20 protein-coding genes and 1 tRNA gene are annotated in these 22751 nt (G+C 66.0%); 4 read left to right on the top strand and 17 right to left on the bottom strand.

Annotated elements, in window-relative coordinates; genetic code table 11:
* Positions 1–204: 204 nt before the first annotated feature.
* Both ABV518_RS05835 and ABV518_RS05830 read right to left on the bottom strand, forming a co-directional pair.
* A complete protein-coding gene (locus ABV518_RS05835) occupies positions 205–819 on the bottom strand; it encodes a DNA-3-methyladenine glycosylase I (RefSeq protein WP_367765901.1) in 615 nt (204 codons plus the stop codon).
* A gap of 9 nt (positions 820–828) precedes the next feature.
* The gene (locus ABV518_RS05830) at positions 829–1083 is read right to left on the bottom strand and encodes a cell division protein CrgA (protein WP_367765900.1); all 255 of its coding nucleotides are present in this window, start codon (positions 1081–1083) and stop codon (positions 829–831) included.
* 174 nt (positions 1084–1257) lie between these two features.
* Between ABV518_RS05830 and ABV518_RS05825 the strand changes: the two genes are divergently transcribed.
* From ABV518_RS05825 to ABV518_RS05815, 3 genes are read left to right on the top strand one after another with little or no spacing between them, the layout of a single operon-like run.
* A complete protein-coding gene (locus ABV518_RS05825) occupies positions 1258–2052 on the top strand; it encodes a class E sortase (protein ID WP_367765899.1) in 795 nt (264 codons plus the stop codon).
* Positions 2053–2054: 2 nt separating this feature from the next.
* Positions 2055–2225: a hypothetical protein gene (locus tag ABV518_RS05820; RefSeq protein ID WP_165478256.1), complete on the top strand. Its 171-nt coding sequence runs from the start codon at positions 2055–2057 to the stop codon at positions 2223–2225.
* Positions 2222–2863: an aminodeoxychorismate/anthranilate synthase component II gene (locus ABV518_RS05815; RefSeq protein ID WP_367765897.1), complete on the top strand. Its 642-nt coding sequence runs from the start codon at positions 2222–2224 to the stop codon at positions 2861–2863. Before ABV518_RS05820 ends, ABV518_RS05815 begins: the two co-directional genes overlap by 4 nt.
* A gap of 70 nt (positions 2864–2933) precedes the next feature.
* On the opposite strand, the gene pknB is transcribed toward ABV518_RS05815, so the two are convergent.
* From pknB to ABV518_RS05780, 7 genes are read right to left on the bottom strand one after another with little or no spacing between them, the layout of a single operon-like run.
* Entirely contained in the window at positions 2934–4877 is a 1944-nt protein-coding gene (pknB, locus tag ABV518_RS05810; RefSeq protein WP_367765896.1) for a Stk1 family PASTA domain-containing Ser/Thr kinase, read from the bottom strand.
* A gap of 15 nt (positions 4878–4892) precedes the next feature.
* Entirely contained in the window at positions 4893–6599 is a 1707-nt protein-coding gene (locus ABV518_RS05805) for a protein kinase (protein WP_367765894.1), read from the bottom strand.
* On the bottom strand, positions 6596–8050 hold the full coding sequence (locus tag ABV518_RS05800; RefSeq protein ID WP_367765893.1) for a peptidoglycan D,D-transpeptidase FtsI family protein: 1455 nt from the start codon (positions 8048–8050) through the stop codon (positions 6596–6598). The genes ABV518_RS05805 and ABV518_RS05800 overlap by 4 nt, the downstream gene beginning before the upstream one ends.
* Complete coding sequence (locus ABV518_RS05795) at positions 8047–9444, bottom strand: FtsW/RodA/SpoVE family cell cycle protein (RefSeq protein WP_367765891.1); 1398 nt, start codon at positions 9442–9444, stop codon at positions 8047–8049. Before ABV518_RS05795 ends, ABV518_RS05800 begins: the two co-directional genes overlap by 4 nt.
* Positions 9441–11207: a protein phosphatase 2C domain-containing protein gene (locus tag ABV518_RS05790; RefSeq protein ID WP_367765890.1), complete on the bottom strand. Its 1767-nt coding sequence runs from the start codon at positions 11205–11207 to the stop codon at positions 9441–9443. Before ABV518_RS05790 ends, ABV518_RS05795 begins: the two co-directional genes overlap by 4 nt.
* 2 nt (positions 11208–11209) lie before the next feature.
* Positions 11210–11692, bottom strand: a complete 483-nt coding sequence (locus ABV518_RS05785; protein ID WP_310163189.1) for an FHA domain-containing protein — start codon at positions 11690–11692, stop codon at positions 11210–11212.
* Positions 11689–12432 (bottom strand): FhaA domain-containing protein, encoded by a 744-nt coding sequence (locus tag ABV518_RS05780; RefSeq protein WP_367765889.1) that lies wholly within the window; start codon positions 12430–12432, stop codon positions 11689–11691. The genes ABV518_RS05785 and ABV518_RS05780 overlap by 4 nt, the downstream gene beginning before the upstream one ends.
* 376 nt (positions 12433–12808) lie before the next feature.
* Between ABV518_RS05780 and ABV518_RS05775 the strand changes: the two genes are divergently transcribed.
* Positions 12809–12891: transfer RNA gene (locus ABV518_RS05775), tRNA-Leu, on the top strand.
* A 166-nt stretch (positions 12892–13057) separates the two neighbouring features.
* On the opposite strand, the gene ABV518_RS05770 is transcribed toward ABV518_RS05775, so the two are convergent.
* The 8 genes from ABV518_RS05770 to ABV518_RS05735 form a co-directional block, all read right to left on the bottom strand.
* Entirely contained in the window at positions 13058–13786 is a 729-nt protein-coding gene (locus ABV518_RS05770) for a FadR/GntR family transcriptional regulator (protein WP_367765888.1), read from the bottom strand.
* 10 nt (positions 13787–13796) lie between these two features.
* Complete coding sequence (locus ABV518_RS05765; RefSeq protein ID WP_131132061.1) at positions 13797–14924, bottom strand: mandelate racemase/muconate lactonizing enzyme family protein; 1128 nt, start codon at positions 14922–14924, stop codon at positions 13797–13799.
* A gap of 132 nt (positions 14925–15056) precedes the next feature.
* A complete protein-coding gene (locus ABV518_RS05760; protein ID WP_367766157.1) occupies positions 15057–16706 on the bottom strand; it encodes a DUF222 domain-containing protein in 1650 nt (549 codons plus the stop codon).
* Between the two features lie 571 nt (positions 16707–17277).
* Positions 17278–18195, bottom strand: a complete 918-nt coding sequence (locus tag ABV518_RS05755) for an AEC family transporter (RefSeq protein WP_367766156.1) — start codon at positions 18193–18195, stop codon at positions 17278–17280.
* Positions 18196–18319: 124 nt separating this feature from the next.
* A complete protein-coding gene (locus ABV518_RS05750) occupies positions 18320–19927 on the bottom strand; it encodes an aldehyde dehydrogenase (NADP(+)) (RefSeq protein WP_367765887.1) in 1608 nt (535 codons plus the stop codon).
* A gap of 40 nt (positions 19928–19967) precedes the next feature.
* Entirely contained in the window at positions 19968–20882 is a 915-nt protein-coding gene (gene kdgD, locus ABV518_RS05745; RefSeq protein WP_367765886.1) for a 5-dehydro-4-deoxyglucarate dehydratase, read from the bottom strand.
* A 153-nt stretch (positions 20883–21035) separates the two neighbouring features.
* The gene (locus ABV518_RS05740; protein WP_367765885.1) at positions 21036–21923 is read right to left on the bottom strand and encodes a LysR family transcriptional regulator; all 888 of its coding nucleotides are present in this window, start codon (positions 21921–21923) and stop codon (positions 21036–21038) included.
* A 47-nt stretch (positions 21924–21970) separates the two neighbouring features.
* Positions 21971–22687: a TetR/AcrR family transcriptional regulator gene (locus tag ABV518_RS05735; protein ID WP_367765884.1), complete on the bottom strand. Its 717-nt coding sequence runs from the start codon at positions 22685–22687 to the stop codon at positions 21971–21973.
* Between the last annotated feature and the right edge of the window lie 64 nt (positions 22688–22751).

Raw genomic sequence — 22751 nt, 5'->3', positions numbered from 1 at the left:
CGTGCAGTCCAACCGTGCAGTGGACCCGTCCAGGCTTTTATCCACAGGTAATCCACACTGTTAATAACTGCGTCCAAAACGCCGCCGTCCCCAAAGGTCCTGTTTCCGGGCATTTGAGCGTCCTCAGCGGCGAATTGCGGCAAGGCGGTTATACACACTGTGGATAACTTTAAGAACAGCTGGGGAGAACCCGGCCTGAGGAACTCAGACTCCTGCCGCCGGCCACACCCCGGATGTTCCGCGGCGGTGGCTGTCCACCAGGTGGGTGTCCACCATGCCGATCGCTTCCATGAGCGCGAACATCGTGGTGGGACCGACGAAGGAGAAACCCTTTTTGCGCAGGGCCTTGGACAGGGCCACCGATTCGGGCGACTGCGTGGGGATATCGGCATGCATGAGCGGCTGGGGGGTGTCGGCTGGCTGGAAGCTCCACACAAAGTCCACGAGCCCGCCCTCGCTGCGCAGGGCGATGACAGCCTTGGCGTTGGTGATGGCGGCACGGATCTTCAGCCGGTTGCGGATGATGCCGGCATCCTGGAGCAGGCGCTCCACGTCGGCTTCGGTAAAGTCGGCCACGATGTCCGGGTTGAAGTTGTGGAACGCTTCACGGAAGGCAGGGCGCTTGCGCAGGATGGTGGCCCAGGACAGGCCAGCCTGGAAACCCTCCAGGCTGATGCGCTCGTAGAGGCCCTGTTCATCCCGGACCGGCAGGCCCCACTCCGTGTCGTAATACTCGCGCAGGAGCGGATCAGCGGACGCCCACGGCGGACGCGCGAGGCCGTCGTCGCCCAGAACGGTGCCGTTGGCGCCGGGGATCATGCGCCGTGGCTAGGAACGCCAGCGGGTGGTCATCAGGAAGCCAACGATGGCGATGCCAAAACCGGCCACGATATTCCAGGACTCCCAGGCCTGGACGGGAAGCCGGCCTTCGCTGATGTAGAAGGTGATGATCCACAGCAGGCCGATGATCATGAGGCCGAACATAACCGGCTTGAACCACACGGGATTGGGCTTGTAGGCCTGCGTTGACGCAGCCGGCTGGGCCGAGGTGGAAGTCTTCTTGCGTGGCTTGGACTCGGGCACGTGCTCTCCTTGGCGGCTGAGGCAAGCTCGGCGACCCGGGCTTGATATCCTGCAAGAAGGAAATTGCCAGCGGTCTGCGCGATCTTGGTCAAATCTGGATTCTTACTAGCAGCCAATTCTAGCCGTAGTTCAGGGCCAACCAGCGCCCATGGTGACCGCCCCGGAGGAGAACGCGTGGTATTGCAGGAGAAGGCGAGGGCCGGCACTGCGCCGGGCCCCGGCGTCGTAATTCTGCGTGGAACTGTCCAAGTGCTGGGCGAGCTCCTCATCACGGCGGGCATCATCCTGCTGCTTTTTGTGGGCTGGCAGCTCTGGTGGACAAACGTGGAATCGGACGCCAAACAGAGCGCCATCATCAAGGAATTCGCCCAGGACCTCGGCACGCCGGCCCCCAGCCCGGAGCCCACCGGAACCGCCGCCACGCCCGGGGCCCCCGTGGACTACGGACCACCCGTCGTGGGCGCCGCGCCCGGGCACGCCGGAACCATCGGCATCATGTACATTCCACGGTTCGGCCCAAACTACACCCGGCCCATCGTCCAGGGCACCACCGGGGATGTGCTGGACACCCTGGGGCTGGGCCATTACAGCAACACCGCCATGCCCGGCGCGGTGGGCAACTTTGCGGTGGCCGGCCACCGGCAGACCCACGGCGCAGTACTGGACAACATCCACACCCTGGTCCCCGGGGACAAAATCTACGTCCAGACCAGGGACGGCTTCTACGCCTACGTTTTCCGGAACAACCAAATTGTCCTGCCGTCCCGGACCGATGTGCTGGATCCGGTGCCTACCCAGCCCGGCGTCACTCCAACGGAAAGCTTCCTCACCATGACCAGCTGCAATCCGCGCTTCGGTTCCCAGGAACGGATTATTGCCTATGCGCTGCTGGAAAGCTGGCAGCCTGCCTCGGCCGGTCCGCCGGCTGAAATAGCGGCCCAGGTGGCCGCCGCGACCGGAGGGAGCTAAATATGTACGGCTGGATATTCCGGCACCTGCCGGGCCCCTTATGGCTGCGGATTCTCACGTCCGCGGTCCTGATCTCCGCTGCCCTGGTCCTGATGGTCCAGTTCCTGTTCCCCTGGATGTCCACCTTTACCCAATTCACCGACTCAACGATTGGTTCCGCAACCCAGCCATGACCACAACCAAGATCCTGGTCGTAGACAACTACGACAGCTTTGTATACACCCTGGTGGGTTACCTCCAGGAGCTCGGCGCCGAAACCACGGTGGTGCGCAACGACGATGTCACGCTGGCCGAAGCGACGGAGATGGCAGGTACGCGCGACGGCGTACTGATCTCGCCCGGTCCCGGCAACCCTGCGGAAGCCGGTGTCTGCATCGAGCTGATCAAATGGTGCGGGGACAACAACAAGCCCATGTTCGGCGTCTGCCTGGGCCACCAGGCTTTGGCCGAGGCCTACGGGGGCACCGTGACCCACGCACCCGAGCTGATGCACGGCAAGACCTCACTGGTGGAGCACCACGGCACGAGTGTTTTCAAGGGCCTCCCCTCCCCCGTCACCGCTACGCGGTACCACTCGCTCGCGGCTGTCCGGGACACCATCCCGGAGGTCTTGGAGATCACCGCCGAAACCTCCACCGGTGTGGTGATGGGACTGCAGCACCGGACGGCCCCGCTGTGCGGCGTGCAGTTCCACCCGGAGTCCGTGCTCACCGAAGGCGGCTACCAGATGCTGGGCAACTGGCTCGAATCACTGGGGATGGCCGGTGCCGCGTCCCGCGCCTCGAAGCTGAGCCCGCTGATCCAGCACTGAGACGCAGCCTGGCCCGAGGCGTTCCTACTGACAGGAAATCCTGACCCCGTGTTCCATAAGGAATGCGGGGTCAGCCCTTTTTGGTGGCTGTCGGGGTGGGCGTCGGCGTGGGGGTCACCGGCGGGGGCGGCTCCTTGGCCACCACAATGTTGATGGTCTTGCCCTGTTCGACGGCGGCGTTAACGGGATCGCTTTGATCCGTGACCCGGCCCGCCTCCACCTGGGAGTTCTCCACTTCCTGGACGTTCGGGACGAGGCCCAGCTCCTTCAGCGCCGCCTCGGCCTCGGCGCGGGTGCGGCCGCGCAGCTCCGGCATGGCCACCTTTCCGGTGGACACCACGATCTCCACGGTGCTGCCCGGGGCCACGATCTGGCCGGGCGCGGGGCTGGTGGTGATCACAATGCCCCCAGGCACGGTGGAGCTGTTGGCCATGGTGGTGGTCGGAGCACCCACAAGGCCGCTTTGGCGCAGGACGTCCCGGGCAGCGGCTTCAGTCTTGCCGGGGAGGCTCTCCGGAACCTTGACAGCGCTGGGGCCCTCGGAAATGTTCAGGACAACTTCGGAGTTGGGATCCAGTGACGTTCCGGCGGCGGGGTCGGTTCCGATGGCTGTCCCCTTGGGAACCGTATCGTGTTGGGCACGCTTGATCTGCGGGCGCAGGTTGGCACCATAAAGTTCCTGCAGCGCGGCCGACTCCGTCATGGCGGCCACCACGGGGATCTGCACCTTGGGCGCCGCGGGGGCAGGCCTGTTGACGGTGTTGTAGAGCCACAGACCGCCGCCGGCCAGCACCAGCAGGGTGAAGATCACGAAGGTGGCGATCCAGGCACGACGGCGGGACTTCTGCCGGGGGCTCCGCTCCCGTTCAGGAGGGAGACCCAGCGGGAGTTCGTCGGCTTCGTGTGGTTCATAGAGGGCTGCCGCCTCCGCGCGCAGCCCGTTGCCGTTGGAGTGGTTGTTTGCCGGGGTCCGCAGCCGTCCGGTGGGGGCGTCGTCCAGGAAACTGGCACCGGTGAAAGCGAAGGCTTCGGTGGCGGGGCTGCGTTCAGGCGTCGGGACGTGGTCGTTCGGATCCGTGGGCGCCTCGTTGGCCGGAACGTCCGGGACTGACACGCCGGCGCGGGCCGCGCGAAGGGCGCGGCGGAAGGCCGCCGCGTCCTGGAACCGGTCAGCGCGGTTCTTCAGCAGCGCCTTGGCCAGGACGCTGTCCAGCGCTGGCGATACCTCGGGATTCACGCTGCTGGCCGGCTCCGGGATCTCCCGGACATGCTGGTACGCGACCGAAACGGGGCTGTCGCCAATGAACGGCGGCCGTGCGGTGAGCATTTCATAGAGCAGGCACGCGGCCGAGTAGAGATCACTCCGGGCGTCCACGGTTTCACCCCTGGCCTGCTCCGGCGAAAGGTACTGTGCCGTGCCCACCACGGCCTGGGTCTGGGTCATGGTGGCCGAGGAATCGGCGATGGCCCGGGCGATGCCGAAGTCCATCACCTTGACGGCGTTGGTGCCCTCACAGCACATCACGTTGGCGGGTTTGATGTCCCGGTGGACGATGCCGGCCTTGTGGCTGTACTCCAGGGCCGCGAGCACGCCCAGGCAGAACTCGATGGCCTGGTCGATGCTGACTTCCTTGGCCCTGATGAGGTCGCGGATGGTCTTGCCTTCCACAAACTCCATCACGATGTACGGAACCCGGACACTGTCGTCCGTACCGTCGGGAACCGTGTGCTCGCCGGTGTCGTAGATGGCCACGATGGACGGGTGGTTCAGCGCAGCCACAGCCTGGGCTTCGCGCTTGAACCGTGCCTGGAATTGCGGATCCCGGGCCATGTCGGGGCGGAGCAGCTTGATGGCCACGGTCCTGCCCAGCCGCTGGTCCACCCCGCGGTGGACGTCCGCCATTCCGCCGCGGCCGATCAGCGCGCCTAGCTCGTAGCGTCCGCTGAGGACACGCTGGTTATCCACCGGGAGGCTGTCCTCACGGTGCGACGGTGTGCGGGGCGTGTCAGTCACTGGGTGTCCCGGCGGCTACGGCTTGCAGGTGGCGGGCACACCCGGCAACTGTCCGGTGGTGCAATTTGGCAGGGCGGACTGGCTGGCAGTGGCCGACGGCGAGCTCGTGGCGGGAGCGCTGGTGGCCGTTGGGAGGGGCACGGCGTAGATGATGGTGACTGCTGTCCCCTTCGGCACGGTTCCGGTCGGATTGATTTCCAGTACAGTGCCGGCCGTCTCCGCGCTTTGCTGCGGAAGGACCGTGACCGAGAGGCCCATCGTCTCCAGGGAGGACTGGACCTGGCGGTAGTCCTTGCCCAGGTAGGCCGCGGAAATGATGTTCACGGTTTCGGGCGTCGGGGTCGGCGTGGGGGTGGCGCTGGTCCGGGTGGGCGTGGGTGTGGCCGACGTCGAGGAAGCCGACGGGCTGCTGGTGGCGCTGGTGCTGGCCGAGGTCTGCCCGGACGTTTTGGTGCCGCCGGAGGGGAACAGGATTCCCTGCTGTGTCAGGAAGAAGCCAACAAGGGCGAACAGGACCAGCAGGACCAAGGCGATCAGGGGCCAGGTCCAGGGGCTCCGGCCGCGGCGCTGGGGCTCGTCGGCCGGTTCGTCGTCGTACGTTTCCTCTTCCTGGACCCACGTGCGTTCCGCGGCCAGGGCATCCGCCCGCGACAACGTACTGGCTGCGCCAGTGCCAGTGCCAGTGCCAGCGTTGGCTGCCGCGGTGCCGGCAGCCAGGCCAGCAGCCGCACCTGCTGCACCGGCGCCGAGCACCGGCAGAGCGGAAGTGGAGGCGGCCGAGCTGTCCTTGTGCCCGCCGATGATTCCAGTGGGCGCGGTGGCGACGTTCACCGGCGCGGTGATGGGGCCGGTGGCGGCTTCGAACAGCAGCATTCCGGGGACGGCGGCGTGGGCCGCGCTGATGTCGCCGTTGCGGATGGCCTCGGCGGCCTCGGACAGCTTGATGGCATTCGCCGGCCGGTTCTTGGGATCCTTGGCCAGCATGGACATCAGCAGGGCGCGGACGGGCTTGGGAAGGGTTTCGGGCAGCGGCGGCGGGGCGTCGTTGACCTGGGCCAGGGCGATCGCGATCTGGGATTCGCCGGAGAACGGCCGGTGCCCGGTCAGGCACTCGTAGCCGATCACGCCGAGGGAATAGATGTCAGAGGCGCCGGTGGCGGTCTGGCCCGTTGCCTGCTCCGGGGCAAGGTACTGGGCGGTGCCCATCACCTGCCCTGTCTGGGTGAGCGGGACCTGGTCGGCCAGGCGGGCGATGCCGAAGTCGGTGACCTTGACCCGGCCGTCGGGGGTGATCAGCAGGTTGCCCGGCTTGATGTCGCGGTGGACCAGCCCCTGGGCGTGGGCAATGGAAAGTGCCCGGGCGGTCTGAGCGATCATGGACAGTGTCCGGTCCGGGGACAGCACCTGCTCGTGCTCGATGATGCTGCTCAGCGGCTGGCCGGGGACGAGCTCCATCACCAGGTAGGCCGAACCCTCCTCCTCGCCGTAGTCAAAGACATTGGCGATGCCCACGTGGTTCAGGAGTGCGGTGTGGCGTGCCTCGGCGCGGAACCGCTGGAGGAAGCCGGGGTCGCCGGTGTATTCCTCCTTGAGCACCTTGATGGCCACGATCCGGCCCAGGACCTGGTCCTTTGCCTTCCAGACCTCTCCCATGCCGCCGATCGCAATCCGCGTGGTCAGCTGGAATCTGCCGCCGAGGGTGATTCCTGTTGTAGGCCTCACTTATTCAACACCGCCTCAAAAATCTTCTTCGCGTTCGGACTGGTTAGCTGTGCGCCGGTAGTGATGTCCACGCCTTCCATGACGATGGTCACCGCTACCTGCGGGTTGTTCGAGGGGGCAAAGCCCGTGAACCAGGAGTTGTTCAGGCCGTTGCCCAGTTCCGCGGTGCCCGTTTTTCCGGCCACCTGGATGCCGGGGACGGCCGCGCCGCGGGCAATGCCCTGGCTTACCGCACTGGTCATCCACTCGTTGATCTGTTTGGCGATTTCCGGCGTGGTGGACGTGCGCAGCGCCGTGGGCTGGGGCTCGTCCAGGACGCGGAGGTCCGGCGAGCGGAGCGTCTTGACCAGGCTGGGGCTCATCTGGACCCCGCCATTGGCAATTGCCGCAGTCATCAGGTTGATCTGCAGCGGGGTGGCCCGGACGTCCTTTTGGCCGATCGCGGACTGGGCCAGCCCCGGTTTGTCCAGGTCATCGGGGAAACCCTGCAGGGCGTAGTCGAGCTTCAGCTGATCGCCCAGGTTTTCGCCGAAACCGAACTTCTTCGCCTGTTCCGCGATGGCATCCCGGCCAAGGTCCAGGGCGATGCTCGCGAAGGGCGTGTTGCAGGACTGCTGCAGGGCGAAGGCGAAGCTCGCGGTGCTCTGCGTGTAGCAGTTGCCGCCGGCGTAGTTGGGTAGCTTGTACGAGATTCCGTCGAAGGGCATCTCGGCCGGGTTGGGGAGTTCGCTGTCCTTGTTGTACTTCCCCGAACTCAGCGCCGCCGCCGTATCGACGAGTTTGAAGACGGAACCGGGGGCGAGCAGCTCACCGGTGGGTCCGCTGACGGACTGGTTCAGGTTGATGCCGGGAATTTTGACCAGTTCGTTGATGTTGGTGCTCTCCGCCGTGGGGTCCTGGGTGGCGATGAGGTTGGGGTTGTAGGACGGCTTGGACACCATGGCCAGGATGGCGCCGGTCTTGGGGTTGGTCACCACGATCGACCCGCGCTGCCCGTCCGGAATCAGATCGTAGGCGAGCTTCTGGATTTTGGGATCGATGGTCAGTTCCACCGAGGCACCCTTGGGCTGGTTGCCCAGGAACAGCTGGCCTATCCGGTCCAGGAACTGCTGGTCGGAGCTGCCGGCCAGCTGGTCATTCATGGCAACTTCCAGGCCTGTGGCGCCGTAGTTCTGCGAGAAGTAGCCGGTGATGCCCGCGTACAGCTCAGGCTGGGAGTACGTGCGCTGGAATTTGCACGTCTCGGAGCCTTCGACGGATTCTGCGACCGGCGTGCCGCCCACAATGATGGCGCCCCGGTCATTGCAGTAGTCCTGCAGGATGGCGCGCTTGTTCCACGCGTTGGCCTTGAGGTCGTCCGCGCCTATCACCTGAACGTAGCTCAGTGCGCCGAAGATCAGCGCGAACATGGCGATCGCGGCGACCCATGAGTTTCGTATTGCCTGGTTCACAGGTGCTTCACCGCCTCGGTTGGTGTGTCAATGCCCTTGGAATCGGCGCCTTTGGCAGGAGGCAGCGGCGTGGTATCCACCGGGCCCCGGGCGGTGTGCGAAATCATCAGCAACAGGCCCACGATGATCCAGTTGGCCAGCAGCGAGGAGCCACCGGCCGCCATGAAGGGAGTGGTGAGCCCGGTCAGCGGGATGAGCCGCGTGACGCCGCCGATCACCACGAAGCACTGCAGGGCGATGGCGAAGGAGAGGCCGCAGGCCAGGAGTTTGCCGAAAGCGTCCCGGGTGCCCAGGGCCGCGCGGAAGCCGCGTGTGAAGAGCAGCAGGAACATCATGACGATGGCGAACAGGCCGATCAGTCCCAGTTCTTCGCCGAACGAGGCGATGATCATGTCGCTGTTGGAAAACGGCACCAGGTTGGGCCTGCCCTGTCCGAGTCCGGTCCCTACGAGGCCGCCGTTGGCCATGCCGAACAGGCCTTCCACGATCTGGAAGCTGCCGCCGAACTGGCGGCCGTAGACCTCGTCGGTGAAGGCGTTGAGCCAGCCGTCAATGCGCAGGCCGACGTGGGAAAAGACCTTGGAGGCCACAAATCCGCCGCCCAGGATCAGGGCTACGCCGATGACCACCCAGCTGATCCGGCTGGTGGCAACGTAGATCATCACGATGAACAGGCCGAAGAACAGCACGGAGGAGCCGAGGTCGCGCTGGAAGATGAGGACGCCGATGCTTACCAGCCAGGCGGTGATCATGGGGCCCATGTCCTTGAACCGCGGGAACTGCAGCGGCCCGATTTTGCGGCCCGCCAGGAGTATCAGGTCCCGGTTGGAGGACAGATAGCCGGCGAAGAATATGGCAAGCGTGATCTTGGCGACTTCACCCGGCTGGAAAGTCATAGGGCCGAGTTTGATCCAGACACGGGCGCCCAGGATTTCGCCGGCAGAAATTCCCGGAATCAGAGGGAGGACCAGCAGGAGTGCACTGGCGGCCAGGGAGATAAAGGTAAAGCGGCGGAGGATCCGGTGGTCCTTGAGGAACCAGATGACGGCGATGGCCACGGCCATGGCGATCAGGGTCCAGCGGAGCTGGTTGTTGCCGGTATCGTCCCCCGGCGCGTCCAGCCGGTGGATCATGGCAAGTCCGAGACCGTTGAGCGCGACGACCAGTGGAAGTATTACCGGGTCGGCATATTTAGCCCGGATCCGCAGGACAACATGGAACACCAGGGCTGCGACGGCAAGCAGGCTGGACTGGAACCAGAAGTCGGTGTCAAACGCCTTCTCCTGGTCCACGCCCACCAGCATGTTGGCGCCGATACCGACAGCCAGCGCGAGCAGCAGCAACAGCAGCTCCACGTTGCGCCGTGGTTTGGGTATGGTGCTCAACTGGCTCATGGGGTCCCCTCGCAGGTGACTGTGGGACTTGGGGAGGGGGTCGGTGAGGTGGGTACTGCCGCCGGGTCCGACGGAACGGGCGCAGGTGCAGCCGCGTCAGTTGGAGCAGGAGTGGCCGCGGGTGTTGTCGCCGCGGGAGTGGGGGACGGTGCCGGGCACTCGTCCGCCGGGGAGGTGGTGCCCGTGCGCTCCAGGTTCTTGACGATCCGCTGGGCATCGTAGAGGTCCCGAGCCGGGACCGTCTGCCGGACACGCTGCTGCGAGAACGGCGGGAGCGAGTCCATCCGGATCTCAGTCACCGCTTCGAGGCTGGAAAGCTGGATGGGGCCAAGGCGCTGGGAAACTCCGTTGTAGATGGCTACCCGGGAGTCGAATTCCCCGATGTAGTAGCGCGTCTGCGTCCATGCGTACCCAAGCCACAGCCCGACCGTGAGGACCACCAGGACGGAGGCGGCGATGGACCAGGTGACCCAGCGGCGTGGCCTCGGAAGCTGCGCCGAATCATCCGCTTCCGCGGCCGGCTGGTCGGCCTTGTGCGTGAGGACGGTCGCCGCACGCCGGGCAACGGTGCGGCCGGCGATGGTGGGAATGGAGCCGGACTCGGCGGCAGACGCCGCGGCGCCCACGAGTTCGTGCGGGCGTGATGCCAGCTCCTGCCGGAGGACTTCGGCGGAGAGATGTTCGCCGAGGTGCGGGTCGGTGGAATCGGAGGGTTCCTTGCCCGTTTGTGCAGCCTCGGTTTGTCCAGCCGCAGCCTTGCCGGCGTCAGGTTGGCCAGCATCAGATAGGCCGGCGCCGGGTTTTTCGGCGTCCGGCTTTCCTGCATCCGTTGTTTCGCCGCTGGCGTTCTGCGCGCTGGTCGTTTCCGCGCCGGGCTCGGTTGCGTCCGGTTCGGCTTCAGCCGCCGGCTTCGTCGCGCTCGGCCCCGGAGCATCGGCAGCAGTGACCGGCACCGCCGGTACGATTTCGACGGCGGCCGTGCTGACGTCGTCGGGCGTTTCCTCGACTATCTCCAGCATCACCACGGTGACGTTGTCCGGTGAGCCAGCTTCCAGAGTCAGGTTAACGAGCGTTTCGACGCATTCGCGCAGGTCCTTTGTTTCCCGGATTGTCCGCTCCACCACATGCCCGGCAACGTAGTTGAGGCCGTCAGAGCAGAGCAGCCAGCGCTCCCCGGGCTTGACCTCCAGGGTGTCGAGATCCAGTTCCGGGCTGGCATCAACGTCGCCGAGGACACGCATCAGGACGTTTTTGTGCGGGTGGGTCTCGGCCTCCTCGGGCCGGAGCCGGCCTTCGTCGATGAGCCGCTGCACAAAGGTGTGGTCGATGCTGACCTGCTCGAAGACGCCGTCGCGCAGGCGGTAGGCACGCGAGTCGCCGATATGGGCGAAGTGCAGTTTGCCTTCGGCCAGCAGCAGCGCCGTGACGGTTGTGCCCATCCCGGCGAGTTTGGGATTGATGTGCACCAGCTCGGACAGGAGCGAGTTGGCAGTCTGGATCTCATCGGCAAGGATCGTGCCGGCGTCGCCGTCGTAATCCCCGTGATCCAGGTGGAGCATGTCCAGGACGGTGGCGGCAGAGGCCACATCCCCGCCCGCGTGGCCACCCATGCCGTCAGCGACGACAGCGAGGTGGCGGCCAACATAGGCGGAGTCGTCATTTTTGGCGCGGATGCGGCCCACATCGGAGCGCGCTGCGTAGCGCATGATGAGGGGCCGCTGCACGGGCTGGGCGTCGTCTGCGGGAATTTCGGCGGCGGCCATGGCTACGGCCTCAATTCGATGACCGTCTTGCCGATCCTCACGGGTACGCCAAGCTCAACGGGCAGGGCGCGGGTCAGTTGCTGGTCCGCCAGGTAGGTCCCGTTGGTGGAACCGAGGTCCTCGATGAACCATCGGCTGCCCTGGGGGAACAGCCTGGCATGGCGGCCGGAGGCGTAATCGTCTTCGAGCACCAGGGTGGCTTCCTGGGCCCGTCCGAGCAGGATGGGGCTGGCCGCCAGCGGAATGGTGGTGCCTTTGAGGGGCCCTTCCACGACCACAAGCTGGTGGGCTTGCTGCTTGACCGGCTGCGGCGGGGCCTCGGCCAGTTCCGGGTTTTTCCTGACCTGGCGCGCCGTGGGTGTTCCGACGGCGGCTTTGCGGCCCACCATCAGGTCCCGGCGCATGGCCGACACGATGCTGAAAATCAGCACCCAGAGCAGGAGCAGGAAACCGAAGCGGAGGGCGGTAATGGTCAGTTCGCTCATGGGCGGCCACCAGTGTTGGCGGGGAGCAAGCGGAAGATGATCTTTGTCCGTCCCATCGTGATGGTGGAGCCGTCGGTAAGTTCGGTGCTGCCGGAGACTTTATGCCCGTTGACGTAGCTGCCGTTAGTGGAACCCATGTCCACGGCGCTGGTCACCCCGTTCGTCGTGCGGATCTCAAGGTGGCGGCGGGAAACTCCGGTGTCGTCAACCAGGATGTCGGCCTCGGAGGACCTGCCCAGGATAATCGAGGGGGCATTAAGCGAGTAGCGCTGGCCGTCGATGTCCAGGACAGGCTGCAGGCGCGTGGGTTGGCGGCTCGGTGCTGCGGGGAGGTTGGGGCGGGAAGGCGCGCTGGCCGGGGCCCCGCCTGACTTTTCCGTGGAGGACTTGATGTCGAAGTCGCCTGCGCGCAGCTCTTCGGACCGGCGGAATGAGATCCGCACGGATCCCTGGAGTGTGTAGCCCTGGCTGCGGACGTGGTTGATGACAACGTCGCACAGTTCCTCAGCCAGCGGAGTGCCCCACTCCTGCGCCCGCTTGAAGTCATCGTCGCTGAGCAGGACGTCGAAAACGTTGGGCGCGAGGGTCCGGCCCGCGGCGATGGTGATGGCCTTGTGGTCCACCTCGCGGCGAAGCCGGCTTGCGATTTCAACAGGTTCAACCTGTGCCTTGGAACCTGTGGAGAAGACACCGCGGACGGCCTTTTCAATGCCGCGCTCGACCTTGTCCAGCAAACCCATGGTCCTTCTCCTTTCCCCCCGGCTGCGGGGCAGTTTTCGTTCCGGAACTCAACCAGCAACACAGTTCACTGCGGATCGGCAGGCCGGCCGGTGGCAGGCACTACTACATCAGATACTACTGGGCAGGCCTGTGAATGACCTTAATCCACAACGGCCCGGCCCGCGGAAAAGTTCGGTCCAGGACGTCTTCCGGGGCTTTGGTGCGCTTCCGCCCGGGGCTCCGCCTTACCGCCGATTCCTGTGTTCAATGACCGCGCGGACGGGGCTGCGGACGCCAATTGGTGTTTTGCCGCTGATGTCCGTTATGCTTGATCTCGCTGCTTTTACATAGTTGAGGATCAGGGAAACCGGCCGCAATTCATGGAAAAGAAGTTGCGCGCGAGTGGCGGAACGGCAGACGCGCTGGCTTCAGGTGCCAGTGTCCGAAAGGGCGTGGGGGTTCAAATCCCCCCTCGCGCACGCAAATGAAAGAGCCCCGGTCTTAGGACCGGGGCTCTTTTGTGTCTGGGGCGGAAGCGGAGCGCAACGACTTATCCCCGCCGCGCGGTCTTTTCCCCCGGCAATGCCTGGGGGATTGGACCATTCGACGGGGAAAGACGCTTAGCGGGCTGTGCCCAGTGCATCGTCAGTGGTCGGCGGCGAGTGGGGCCTCGGTCGGGGGTCGCACCGAGGCTTTGAACCGGCGTCGGGAGTTTGCCAGGTGGCTGCGCATCGCGGCGGCTGCTGCCGTCTCGTCGCCGTCGCCAATCGCCGCGGCGATGGACCGGTGCTCGTGGATCACCTGGTCGAAGTGGTCGCGGGCGTAATGCTCGACGCCGGTCATCAGCCGGGTGCGCGGCATCGCGATCATCGTCTGGCCCAGGGCCGCCAGGCAGTCCGAGTAGAACGGATTGCCGCTGGCCGCGGCGATGGCGCGGTGGAACTCAAAATCGAACTTCATCGCGTGCCCTGGATGGTCCGCGCTATTGGTGAACTGCTCCAGGGCCGCGTTGACGGCCCGGAGTTGGCGATCGGTGTGGTTGCGGGCCGCCAGGGCGGCAGCTTCGGCCTCCACTCCCATCCGGAATTCGAGCAGGTGGAGGCGGTCTTCCACGCTGGCCACCGGCCGGCTGCCCGGGACCGGCTGGGGGCCGTCGTCGGGCGGGGTCAGCGCGAAGCTGCCCCGCCCCCGTTCGGTTTCGACGAGTCCCTCGGCCTGGAGCCGGGTCAGTGCCGAGCGCACCACGGTGCGGCTGACGCCGAATTCGCCCATCAGGGAGTTTTCGCTGGGGAGCTTGTCGCCGGGCTGGATGACACCGTCCACAATGCGGGTGCGTAGGTCGGCGGCGAGGTCCGCGGTCAGGTTCCGGCTCATGGGTTCAAGGTTACGCGCCGAACTCCACGGACTCGGTGGTCCAGGCGCGGGCCTGGTCGCTCAGGGTCACGCCCAGGCCCGGGCGGTCCGGAACCAGCATGCGGCCGTTCTTCGTCTCGAGGCGTTCGTTGAAGAGCGGGTCCAGCCAATCGAAGTGCTCCACCCACGGCTCCCGCGGGTAAGCGGCGGCGAGGTGCAGGTGGATTTCCATGGCGAAGTGAGGCGCCAGGCCCAGTCCCCGTTCGTCCGCAAGGGCGGCGAGGCGCAGGAACTGGGTGATACCGCCGACGCGGGGAGCATCCGGCTGGATGATGTCGCAGCCATTGGCGTTGATGAGGCCCTTGTGTTCCGCGACGGACGCGAGCATCTCGCCGGTTGCGATGGGGGTGTCCAGGACGTTGGCCAGATGGGCGTGGCCTTCAAAGTCGTAGGCGTCCAGCGGCTCTTCGATCCAGACGAGGTTGAATTCCTCCAGCTGGCGGCCCAGGCGCAGTGCCGTGGCCCGGTCCCACTGCTGATTGGCGTCCACCATGAGCGGGACGTCCCAGCCGATATGCTCGCGGATGCCGGCGACCCGGCGCAGGTCTTCCTTGCTGTCGGGCAGGCCCACTTTGATCTTGATGCCGCCGATGCCCTCGTCGAGGGACTGCGTGGCACGGGCCTTGACCTCTTCCAGTGAGGCATTGAGGAAGCCGCCCGATGTGTTGTAGGTCTGGACGGAGTCGCGGTAGGAGCCCAACAGCTTTGCCAGCGGCAGGCCGGCGCGCTTGGCCTTGAGGTCGTAGAGGGCGATGTCGATGGCGGCCAGCGCCTGGGTGGCTACTCCTGAGCGGCCCACGGAGGCGCCGGCCCAGAGGAGTTTGGTGTAGATCTTGCCGATGTCGTTGGGGTCCTCGCCGATGATGCCCTCGGCGACCTCCTTGGCGTGCGCGTACTGGGCGGGGCCGCCGGCGCGCTTGGAGTAGCTGAACCCGATGCCGCTGTGCCCCTGCTCCGTGGTGATCTCGGCAAAGAGGAAGACCACCTCCGTCATGGGCTTCTGGCGGCCGGTGAACACCTTGGCATCGCTGATCGGCACGGCGAGCGGAAGCCTCGCGGTGGAAAGTTTGACGTGACGGATGAGGTCTACGGTGCTCATGGGTGCTCCTCGAAAGCAGGATGTCCGGGCTGCATTGCCCTCCCACTTAGAGTACAAGTAGAAAACTTGTATTACAAGTGATTGGTCCGGACGGCATCCTTCGCACACCAATACGTGACCTGGGGTCAGCCCTTATGTCTGATGGTGGTTTCGTTGGGGTTTCTGGCGGGGGTCGATGTGGGGTGGCGGGATGAACCAGGGGATGCCGGTTTTGACCTGGACTTGCCATTGTTCTTTGTGGACGAGGTGGTGGTGATGGGTGCACAGGAGCGTGCCGTTGTCGGTGCTTGTTGATCCGCCGTGTGACCAGTAGGTGATGTGGTGGGCTTCGCACCAGGGCGCGGGGGTGGTGCAGCCGGGGAAGGTGCAGCCTTGGTCGCGGGCGGTGATGGCTTTGCGGATGTGGGGCGGGAAGATCCGTGTGGTGCGGCCGATGTCGAGGATGCGTCCTTCGCTGCCGAGCAGGACGGGGATGATGTCGGCGTCGCAGGCGATTTTTCGGACCGTGGAGGGGGTGACGGGGCCGGTGAACGTGAAGGACCCGGTGCCGGGGATCCTGCCTGAGTCTGAGTCCAAATCCGGGCCGGTCCCTGGAGTGCTGCCGGGATTCGAGGCCAGGCCGAAGCCGCCGCGGGCGCCCTGGGTGGGGTCGGTGCCGCTGCCGGGGTTTGTGGTGGGGCTAGTTGTGTGGTGGCGGTAGCGGGGTCCTTGGGTGGTGGTGTGTTCGAGGCGGTTCAGGAGGTCGCGGTAGTCGATGGTGACCATGACCTGGGGGCGGTGCCCTCCCGCTGCGGGGAGGGCACCTGTGGTGAGTGCTGCCTTGCAGGCTCCGACGAGGCCGTCGAGGAGCTGCTGTGGCCGGGTCCGCCGGTCCAGGCTGACATCAGGGTCCCCGGCCACGCCAGGGTGAACAGGGCCATCGGACTCATCGGCGTCCCCGGCTTTCCCGCTGGTTGTGGGGGTGATGCGGGGGTTGGTGGCGGTGTTCATGACGGTCAGGAGGTGTTCGTATTGGTCGTGTGTAGCGAAGATTTCGACGTGGTTGAGTCCGCGGCGGGCTGGTCGGAGGAAGGCGCCCTGCCGGTGGTGGAGTTCGTGTTCGGTGGGTTCGGCGCCGTCCTGGTCGATCGCGTCGGTCCAGCGGCGGGCGATGCGGGTGAGGAAATCGGTGTCGTTTTCTGCGGCGGTGCGTGTGAGGGCGTGTTCCATTCGGGCGATGGTGTCCTCGGTGGCGTGGTGCCGGACGCGGTCCAACGCGAGGGTGATGATGGTTGCGGGGCGGGACGCGACGGTCCCCGCGGCGAGGGCGGTAGCGAGTTCAGGGCGTTCCGGTGGCTGGGTGTGGCCGGTGATCCCGGGCCGGGGAAGGACCGCGTGTGCGAGCTGGATCCGGCGGTGGGCTTCGCTGACAGTGATCCGGAGCCGGGCACGCAGGAACTCCTCAGTGTTCCGGCACCCATCATCGGCCGGCGAGGGCGGGACAGGCGCAGTTGGTGCAGCGGCCAGGACAGCCGGGGCGGTGAAGCCGGCGTCGCCAACCGTGGCGGGATCGGCTGTGCCATGAGGCCAGTCGGCGTCGGTTTCATTGAGGGCTTCGGTGCCGGTTTCCCAGCCGGTGATCCAGGTCTGGCCGTTCCTGGTCCGGGCGGCTGCTGCGGAGGTGATGGCCTGGGTGCGGGTGCGGTCCACGGCACCGGCGGAAAGGACCTGCAGGTAGTCCACGGACCGGGAGAGGTCCTCGACCTGGCTGGCGTACTCGGCGGCTTCCGCATAGCCCGCCATTGCCAGGAAGTCCGGCCCGGCCGCAACGGCCGCCTTCACGACGGCGATAGCCTCCGCAAGCCCGGAAACCTCCGTAAGCCTGGAAGCATCCGGTAGCCCGACACCGCTGGGCAGGCACGAACCCGGGGCTTCGGCGCCCAGGCGCCCGCCAGGCCCCGGGAACCCCGCGGACGCTGAGGGTCCGGCGGCGTCCGCGAGTTCCGCCGGTTCAGTCAACGGAGTGCAGCGGGGGTTTAACCGAAGTGTCCTGGCGCCGTCGGGTCTTTTGCTGGAAGCGCCCCCAATAGGCGACTCAGCCCGCGTGAGCAGGGCGGATTGACCGCCGTGTTCCGCGCGCTGAACCCTGAAAGCTTCCATAGGAATACTCTCTCAAGGGGGTCTGACATTTAAGGTTGGAGGCCTTTTGGGGCCAGAAAATCAGCTGGGGTCAGTGCAAACCGAAGCCAACCTCGGCGGCCAGGCCCGGCGCACTCGGGGAGCACTTGAAGGCGGGCGCACTCAACCGGATGCCGCCGTCGGATACTAAAACCCCTTCGTTACTGGTCGATGATCCCGACAGCAGGCCAGGCGGCTAGACAAGCCACGCGACTACAAGCAGCGCGCCGCTACTCAGCACGGTGGTGCACAGGATGACATCCCGGGCCACGGTCATGCCGCGGCCATACGGGGAAGCGAAGAGGAAGACATTCTGGGCAGTGGGCAGCGCGGCCATGACCACGCTGGCAAGCAGGTGTTGCCCCTCCAGCCCAAAAACGAACCGGCCAAGAACCCACACCACGACGGGCATCCCGGCAATCTTGAGGAATGTGGCCACGAGCGTTTCCACGCGGCCGTCGCCCTTTTGCAGGGGTGCGCGGCCTGCAAGAGACAGCCCGAAGGCGAGCAGCACCATGGGCACGGCACCCCCGGCCAGCATGTCGATGGGCTTCTGCAGCAGGTCGGGCGCGGTCCAGCCGGTGAGGGCTACGACGACACCCAATCCGGAGGCAATGATCATGGGACTCGCGAACGGCTGGAGCAGGACCTTTTTCCACGAGACTTTGGAGCCCGAGGCCAGGCCCAGGACGGTGAGATAGAACGGCGCCATGACCAGGAGCTGGACCAGGAGCACCGGGGCGACGTGCTGGGCAGTCCCCACTGCGTAGAGGGATACCGGGATGCCAATGTTGTTGGCGTTGGCGTAGCTGCTGGCCATTGCCCCGACGGCGGTTTCGGCCACCGGCCGCCGGAAGAACAGGAAACTCGCCAACCAATAGAGAAGCCCCACTATCGCTGCGGAGAGCAGCGCGAGCGGGGCATCGGTTCCCAGGGCGGCACGGATATCACTGCCGGCAACAACGGTAAAAAGCAGCGCCGGGTTGGTGATGTAGAACGCCGTCCGCGTCAGCGCGCCCTGGACTTCCGGTCCGAGGATCCGCAGCCGGGCGGCGAAATATCCCACAGCAATGACAGCCGAGACGATGAGTATGCCGGAAACAACGCCGCCCACAGTGCGCCCTTCTATTAATACGTTGGGTTTCCGCACGGCCGCATCCTGTTGCGGGAGGGGTCGGCCGTGCGGAAGCTAAAGTCCTGCCGGACCAGGCACGGCCCTCATGCAGCCGTGCGGGCGGTCACGCGTTGATTCCTTCCTTTACGTCGGCTGCAGCCTCAACCGTGCCGTCCATGCGGCGGTTCAGGTGCCACGGATTGGCATCCTGCAGCGCGGCGGGCAGCAGTTCCTGGGGCAGGTTCTGGTAGGCGACCGGCCGAAGGAAGCGGCTGATGGCCAGAGTGCCTACTGACGTGGTGCGGGTGTCCGACGTGGCCGGGAACGGGCCGCCGTGGACCATCGCGTGGCCCACTTCGACGCCGGTCGGCCAGCCGTTGACGATGATGCGTCCCACCTTCTGCTCAAGGGCCGGAAGCAGCAGGGCCGCCGTCGGGTAGTCCTCCTCGGTGAGCTGCAGCGAGGCGGTGAGCTGGCCTTCCAGCCGTTCAGTGGCTGTGATCAGTTCCTCTACCGAGCCGTACCGGATGACCAGGCTGGCGGCGCCGAAGATCTCGGCGTGCAGCACGTGGTTGGACACGAACTCGCTGACGTCGGTTCCGAAGATGGTGGGAGCGGGCGCGTTTTCGGTGGGTCCGGCGGTGCCCTGCCCCACGATGTCGACGCCGGCAGCGGAGCTGAGCGCCTCGGTTCCGGCATGCCAGGACCCGGCGATGCCCTCGGTCAGCATGGTCTGGCCCGCGCAGGCAGAGACGGCGCGTCCGACGGCGGCGGCGAGTTTGTCGCCCAGTTCGCCTTCGGGGGCGAACAGCAGGCCGGGGGAGGTGCAGAGCTGGCCTGAGCTGCCGGTGACGGCGGTGACGTACTGCTGGGCCAGGGTGTCGACGTCGCCCTTGAGGGCGCCTTCGAATACGAACACAGGGTTCAGCGAGGACATCTCCGCGTACACCGGGATGGGTTCCGGGCGGGCGGCGGCGGTGCGCATCAGTGCGATCCCGGCGCTCTGGGAACCGGTGAAGCCCACGGCCTTGATGGCCGGATCGGCAACGAGGGCCTGGCCGATGCTGCTGCCAGGACCGTAGATCAGGGAAAACACGCCGGGGTGGAGCCCGGCGTCCTTGACGGCCTTGACGATGGCCTGGCCAACGAGTTCGCTGGTGCCGGGGTGGGCATTGTGGGCTTTGAAGACTACGGGGCAGCCGGCGGCGAGGGCCGAGGCGGTGTCGCCGCCCGCCGTCGAGAAGGCCAGCGGGAAGTTGCTGGCGCCGAAGACCGCAACCGGGCCCAGCGGGATCTGGCGCTGGCGGATGTCGGCCCGGGGCAGCGGGGTGCGGTCCGGCAGGGCCGGGTCGATGCGGACGCCGCGGAAGTCACCCTGGCGGACCACGGTGGCGAAGAGGCGGAGCTGGCCGGTGGTGCGGGCACGCTCACCCTGCAGCCGGGCCGCGGGCAGGCCGGTTTCCTGGCCGGCCCGGATGACCAGTTCATCGCCGATGGCTTCGATGTTGTCCGCGATGGCTTCCAGGAAGCCTGCGTGCGTCTCCGGGTCCAGGGTACTGAACGACGGGTAGGCAGCCGCGGCGGCGGAGGTCGCCGTCGCCAGCTGTTCCTCGGTGATCAGCGTGTACGTGGGCTCGAGTGCCCCGTTGGTGGCGGGGTTGAAGCCGAAGGCGGTCTTGCCGTCGCCGACGACGGGCTGCCCGGCGATCAGGGAATGTCCGGTGAGTGTCACGGTGGTTACTCCTAGGGGAGGGGAATCAGGAGGCGGATGTTCAGGAGACGGTGGCGATGAGGGCTTTGAGGTCCGCCAGGTCCTGGGGTGCCAGGTTTTGCAGCGGCGGGCGGACTCCGCCTGCCGAGCGGCCGATGGCGTCCAGACCGCCCTTGACGATGGAGACAGAGTAGCCCTTCACTCGGTCGCGGATGTCCAGGTACGGGATCACGAAGTCGTTGAGCTTCTTGTTCACAGCGACGCGGTCGTTGTTGCGGACGTCCTGGTAGAAGTCCAGGGCGAACTGCGGGACGAAGTTGTACATGGCGCTGGAATACGTGCTCATTCCGAGCTGGAGCAGCGGGAGGGCAAAGGTTTCCGCCGTGGGCAGGCCGCCGAGGTAGAAGAGGCGGTCGCCGAGCTTGGCGTAGACACGGGCATCGTGTTCGAGGTCGCCCACGCCGTCCTTGAAGCCGATCAGGTTTTCGTGGCGGTCCGCGAGGATGGCCACGGTGGTGTCCTTGTAGATGGCGTTGGCGCGGTTGTAGATGATCACACCAAGCGAGGTGGCGCTGCAGATGGCGCTGACGTGGTCGATCAGGCCGCCTTGGTCAGCTTCTGTGAGGTACGGGGGGAGGAGCAGGAGTCCGTCGGCGCCGGCGGCTTCGGCGGCCTGGGCGTTTTCGATGGCCTGGGCCGTGGAGCCGCCGGCGGATGCCAGCACGGGAACCAGGTTGCCGACTTCCTCGACGGCGGTGCGGACCACGCGCTCGGATTCCGCCGGCGTGAGCGAGAAGCCTTCGCCGGTGCCGCCCGCTGCGAAGAGTCCGGCGACGGGGAAGCTGGCCTGCCAGGCGAGGTGTTTGCGGTAGTTCTCCTCATCGAACTGCAGCTGGGCATCGAACGACGTCACAGGGAAAGACAGCAGGCCTTCCTTGAGGGTGTCTGCCAGTTCCTGGGGGGAGTACTTTGCCACGATGTTGTCCTCTGTGTGAATGCCGCTGGCGGCGGGGGTGTTGGTTCCGTCCAGAGTAGGCAGCCCAAGTGATGCCTGTCTAAGTGCCTTTTCGTATTGATTGATACCCAAATTGCATCAAGGTGCGGAGTTTGCCGGCTCCCTGCCGCGGTCCTACTCCGTCCTGAATTCGAAGTCCTGAAGGAGCCGCCGCAGCGCAGGGTTGGCCACCTTGCGGTTCCAGATGGCATGGAGCTCAACCGGATCATCATTGCTGCTGCCGGCCAGCGGCAGGAATTCGACGCCCTTGATTGCGAGGAGTGTGGCCGAATGGGGGACGAAGGCTACGCCCCGCCGGGCTGCAACCAGGGAGACCATGGTGAGGATCTGGCTGACGGTGTGTATGACGTTGCCGTGCTGGATACTGTGCATGCGGATCACCAGGTCGTAGAAGTAGGCGGCCTGGGTTGGTGAATGCATGATGAGGGGTTCGTCCCGCAGGTCTTCGTCCTCCACGGCCCGGGAGAGCCCAGTCAGCCTGTGGCCGGCGGGTACGGCCAGCACCATGGATTCCCGGTTCAGCAGATGCGAATCGAAGACCTCCCGGTCGAAAGGGGGTCGGGCCAGGCCCATGTCCAGCTCACCAGTGAGCAGGCCCTGGATCTGCTCACTGGTGACAAGTTCCTGGAGGTCGATGTCCACCTCGGGAAGAATTGACGCAATCTCTTCCAGGAGCGGACCCAGGACGCTGAACGCGCTGGCCGCCGTAAACCCGACGCGCAGCACGCCCGAGCGTCCGGTGGCGATCCTCCGTGCGGTCATCGGCGCGCGGTTGGCCAGTGCCATCAGCCGTTTGGCCTCATCCAGGAATGCGGTGCCGGCAGGAGTGAGCTGCACTTTTCGGTTGTCGCGTTCCAGCAATTCCGTGCCGATGGCTTTCTCCAGTTTTTGGATCTGGCGGCTCAGCGGAGGCTGGGTCATGTTCAGCCTTTCGGCCGCCCGGCCGAAGTGGAGTTCCTCTGCCACGGCGATGAATCCAGCCAGTTGGTCGAAGGTAAACATGGTGCCTTTCTGGTATCAACCGACGGATCTTGGAGAGTGAAATGCCGTCAGCCCCGCAGTGCCCCGAGTCCGGTGATGAGGGCCTCCAGCCCCAGGCCGAAGGCCACATCTGCAGGACGCTCGTCGCCCCGTGCCGCCAGGCTCCGCACGGCCGCCGTGAAGTGCGGTGTGGCACTGGCCATGCTGCCCGCGTCGAAAATATCCGCCGGCGCCGTGACGTCGTAGGCCGAACCGAAGATGAACGATTCCAGGGCCACGATCGCTGACACGATCCGTTCCTCCGGGAAGCCCGCCGCCAGGAACCCGCCGCTCACGGTCTCGTACATGGCCAGTGTTTGCGGCGCATCAGTCACTGGAAGCACAGCGATGACCGGAATGAGGGGCGTGTGCTGGGCAAAAACATCCCGGTAGCTCCAGGCCCACGTCCGCACGGCATCCTCCCAGGATCCCGCTCCGAATCCTGAAACGTCCACCAGCGCCGCAAGGTGGTCCTCCACCAGCAGCAGGACATCCCGCTTGGAGGCCACATGGTTGTAAAGGGCCGACGGCGCCACGTCCAGCTGGCGTGCCAGGGCAGCCATGGTGAGGCCGTCGTAGCCCTTCCTGCCAATGAGTTCCAGGGCGGCTGCCGTGATCCCGGCATGGTCCAGCAGGGCCGCAGAGGGGCGGCCCGCCCGGCGTCGAACGCCTTTTGACGCGTCAGTGGAGTCGGTGCTGGTGCCGGCCGTTCCGGCGGTGGTTCCTGGGGCGGCGGCTGCCGGCATGGTGCGGGCCTTTCGTGGAGGTTCCCCAGCATTATTCCACCCGCCTCTTCCGGAGCCGCGGACA

Source organism: Arthrobacter sp. HS15c (genome assembly GCF_040812005.1).
Lineage (GTDB): Bacteria > Actinomycetota > Actinomycetes > Actinomycetales > Micrococcaceae > Arthrobacter.
Note: the sequence above shows the minus strand (reverse complement) of the source record. Positions and strands in the feature narration are given on the sequence as shown.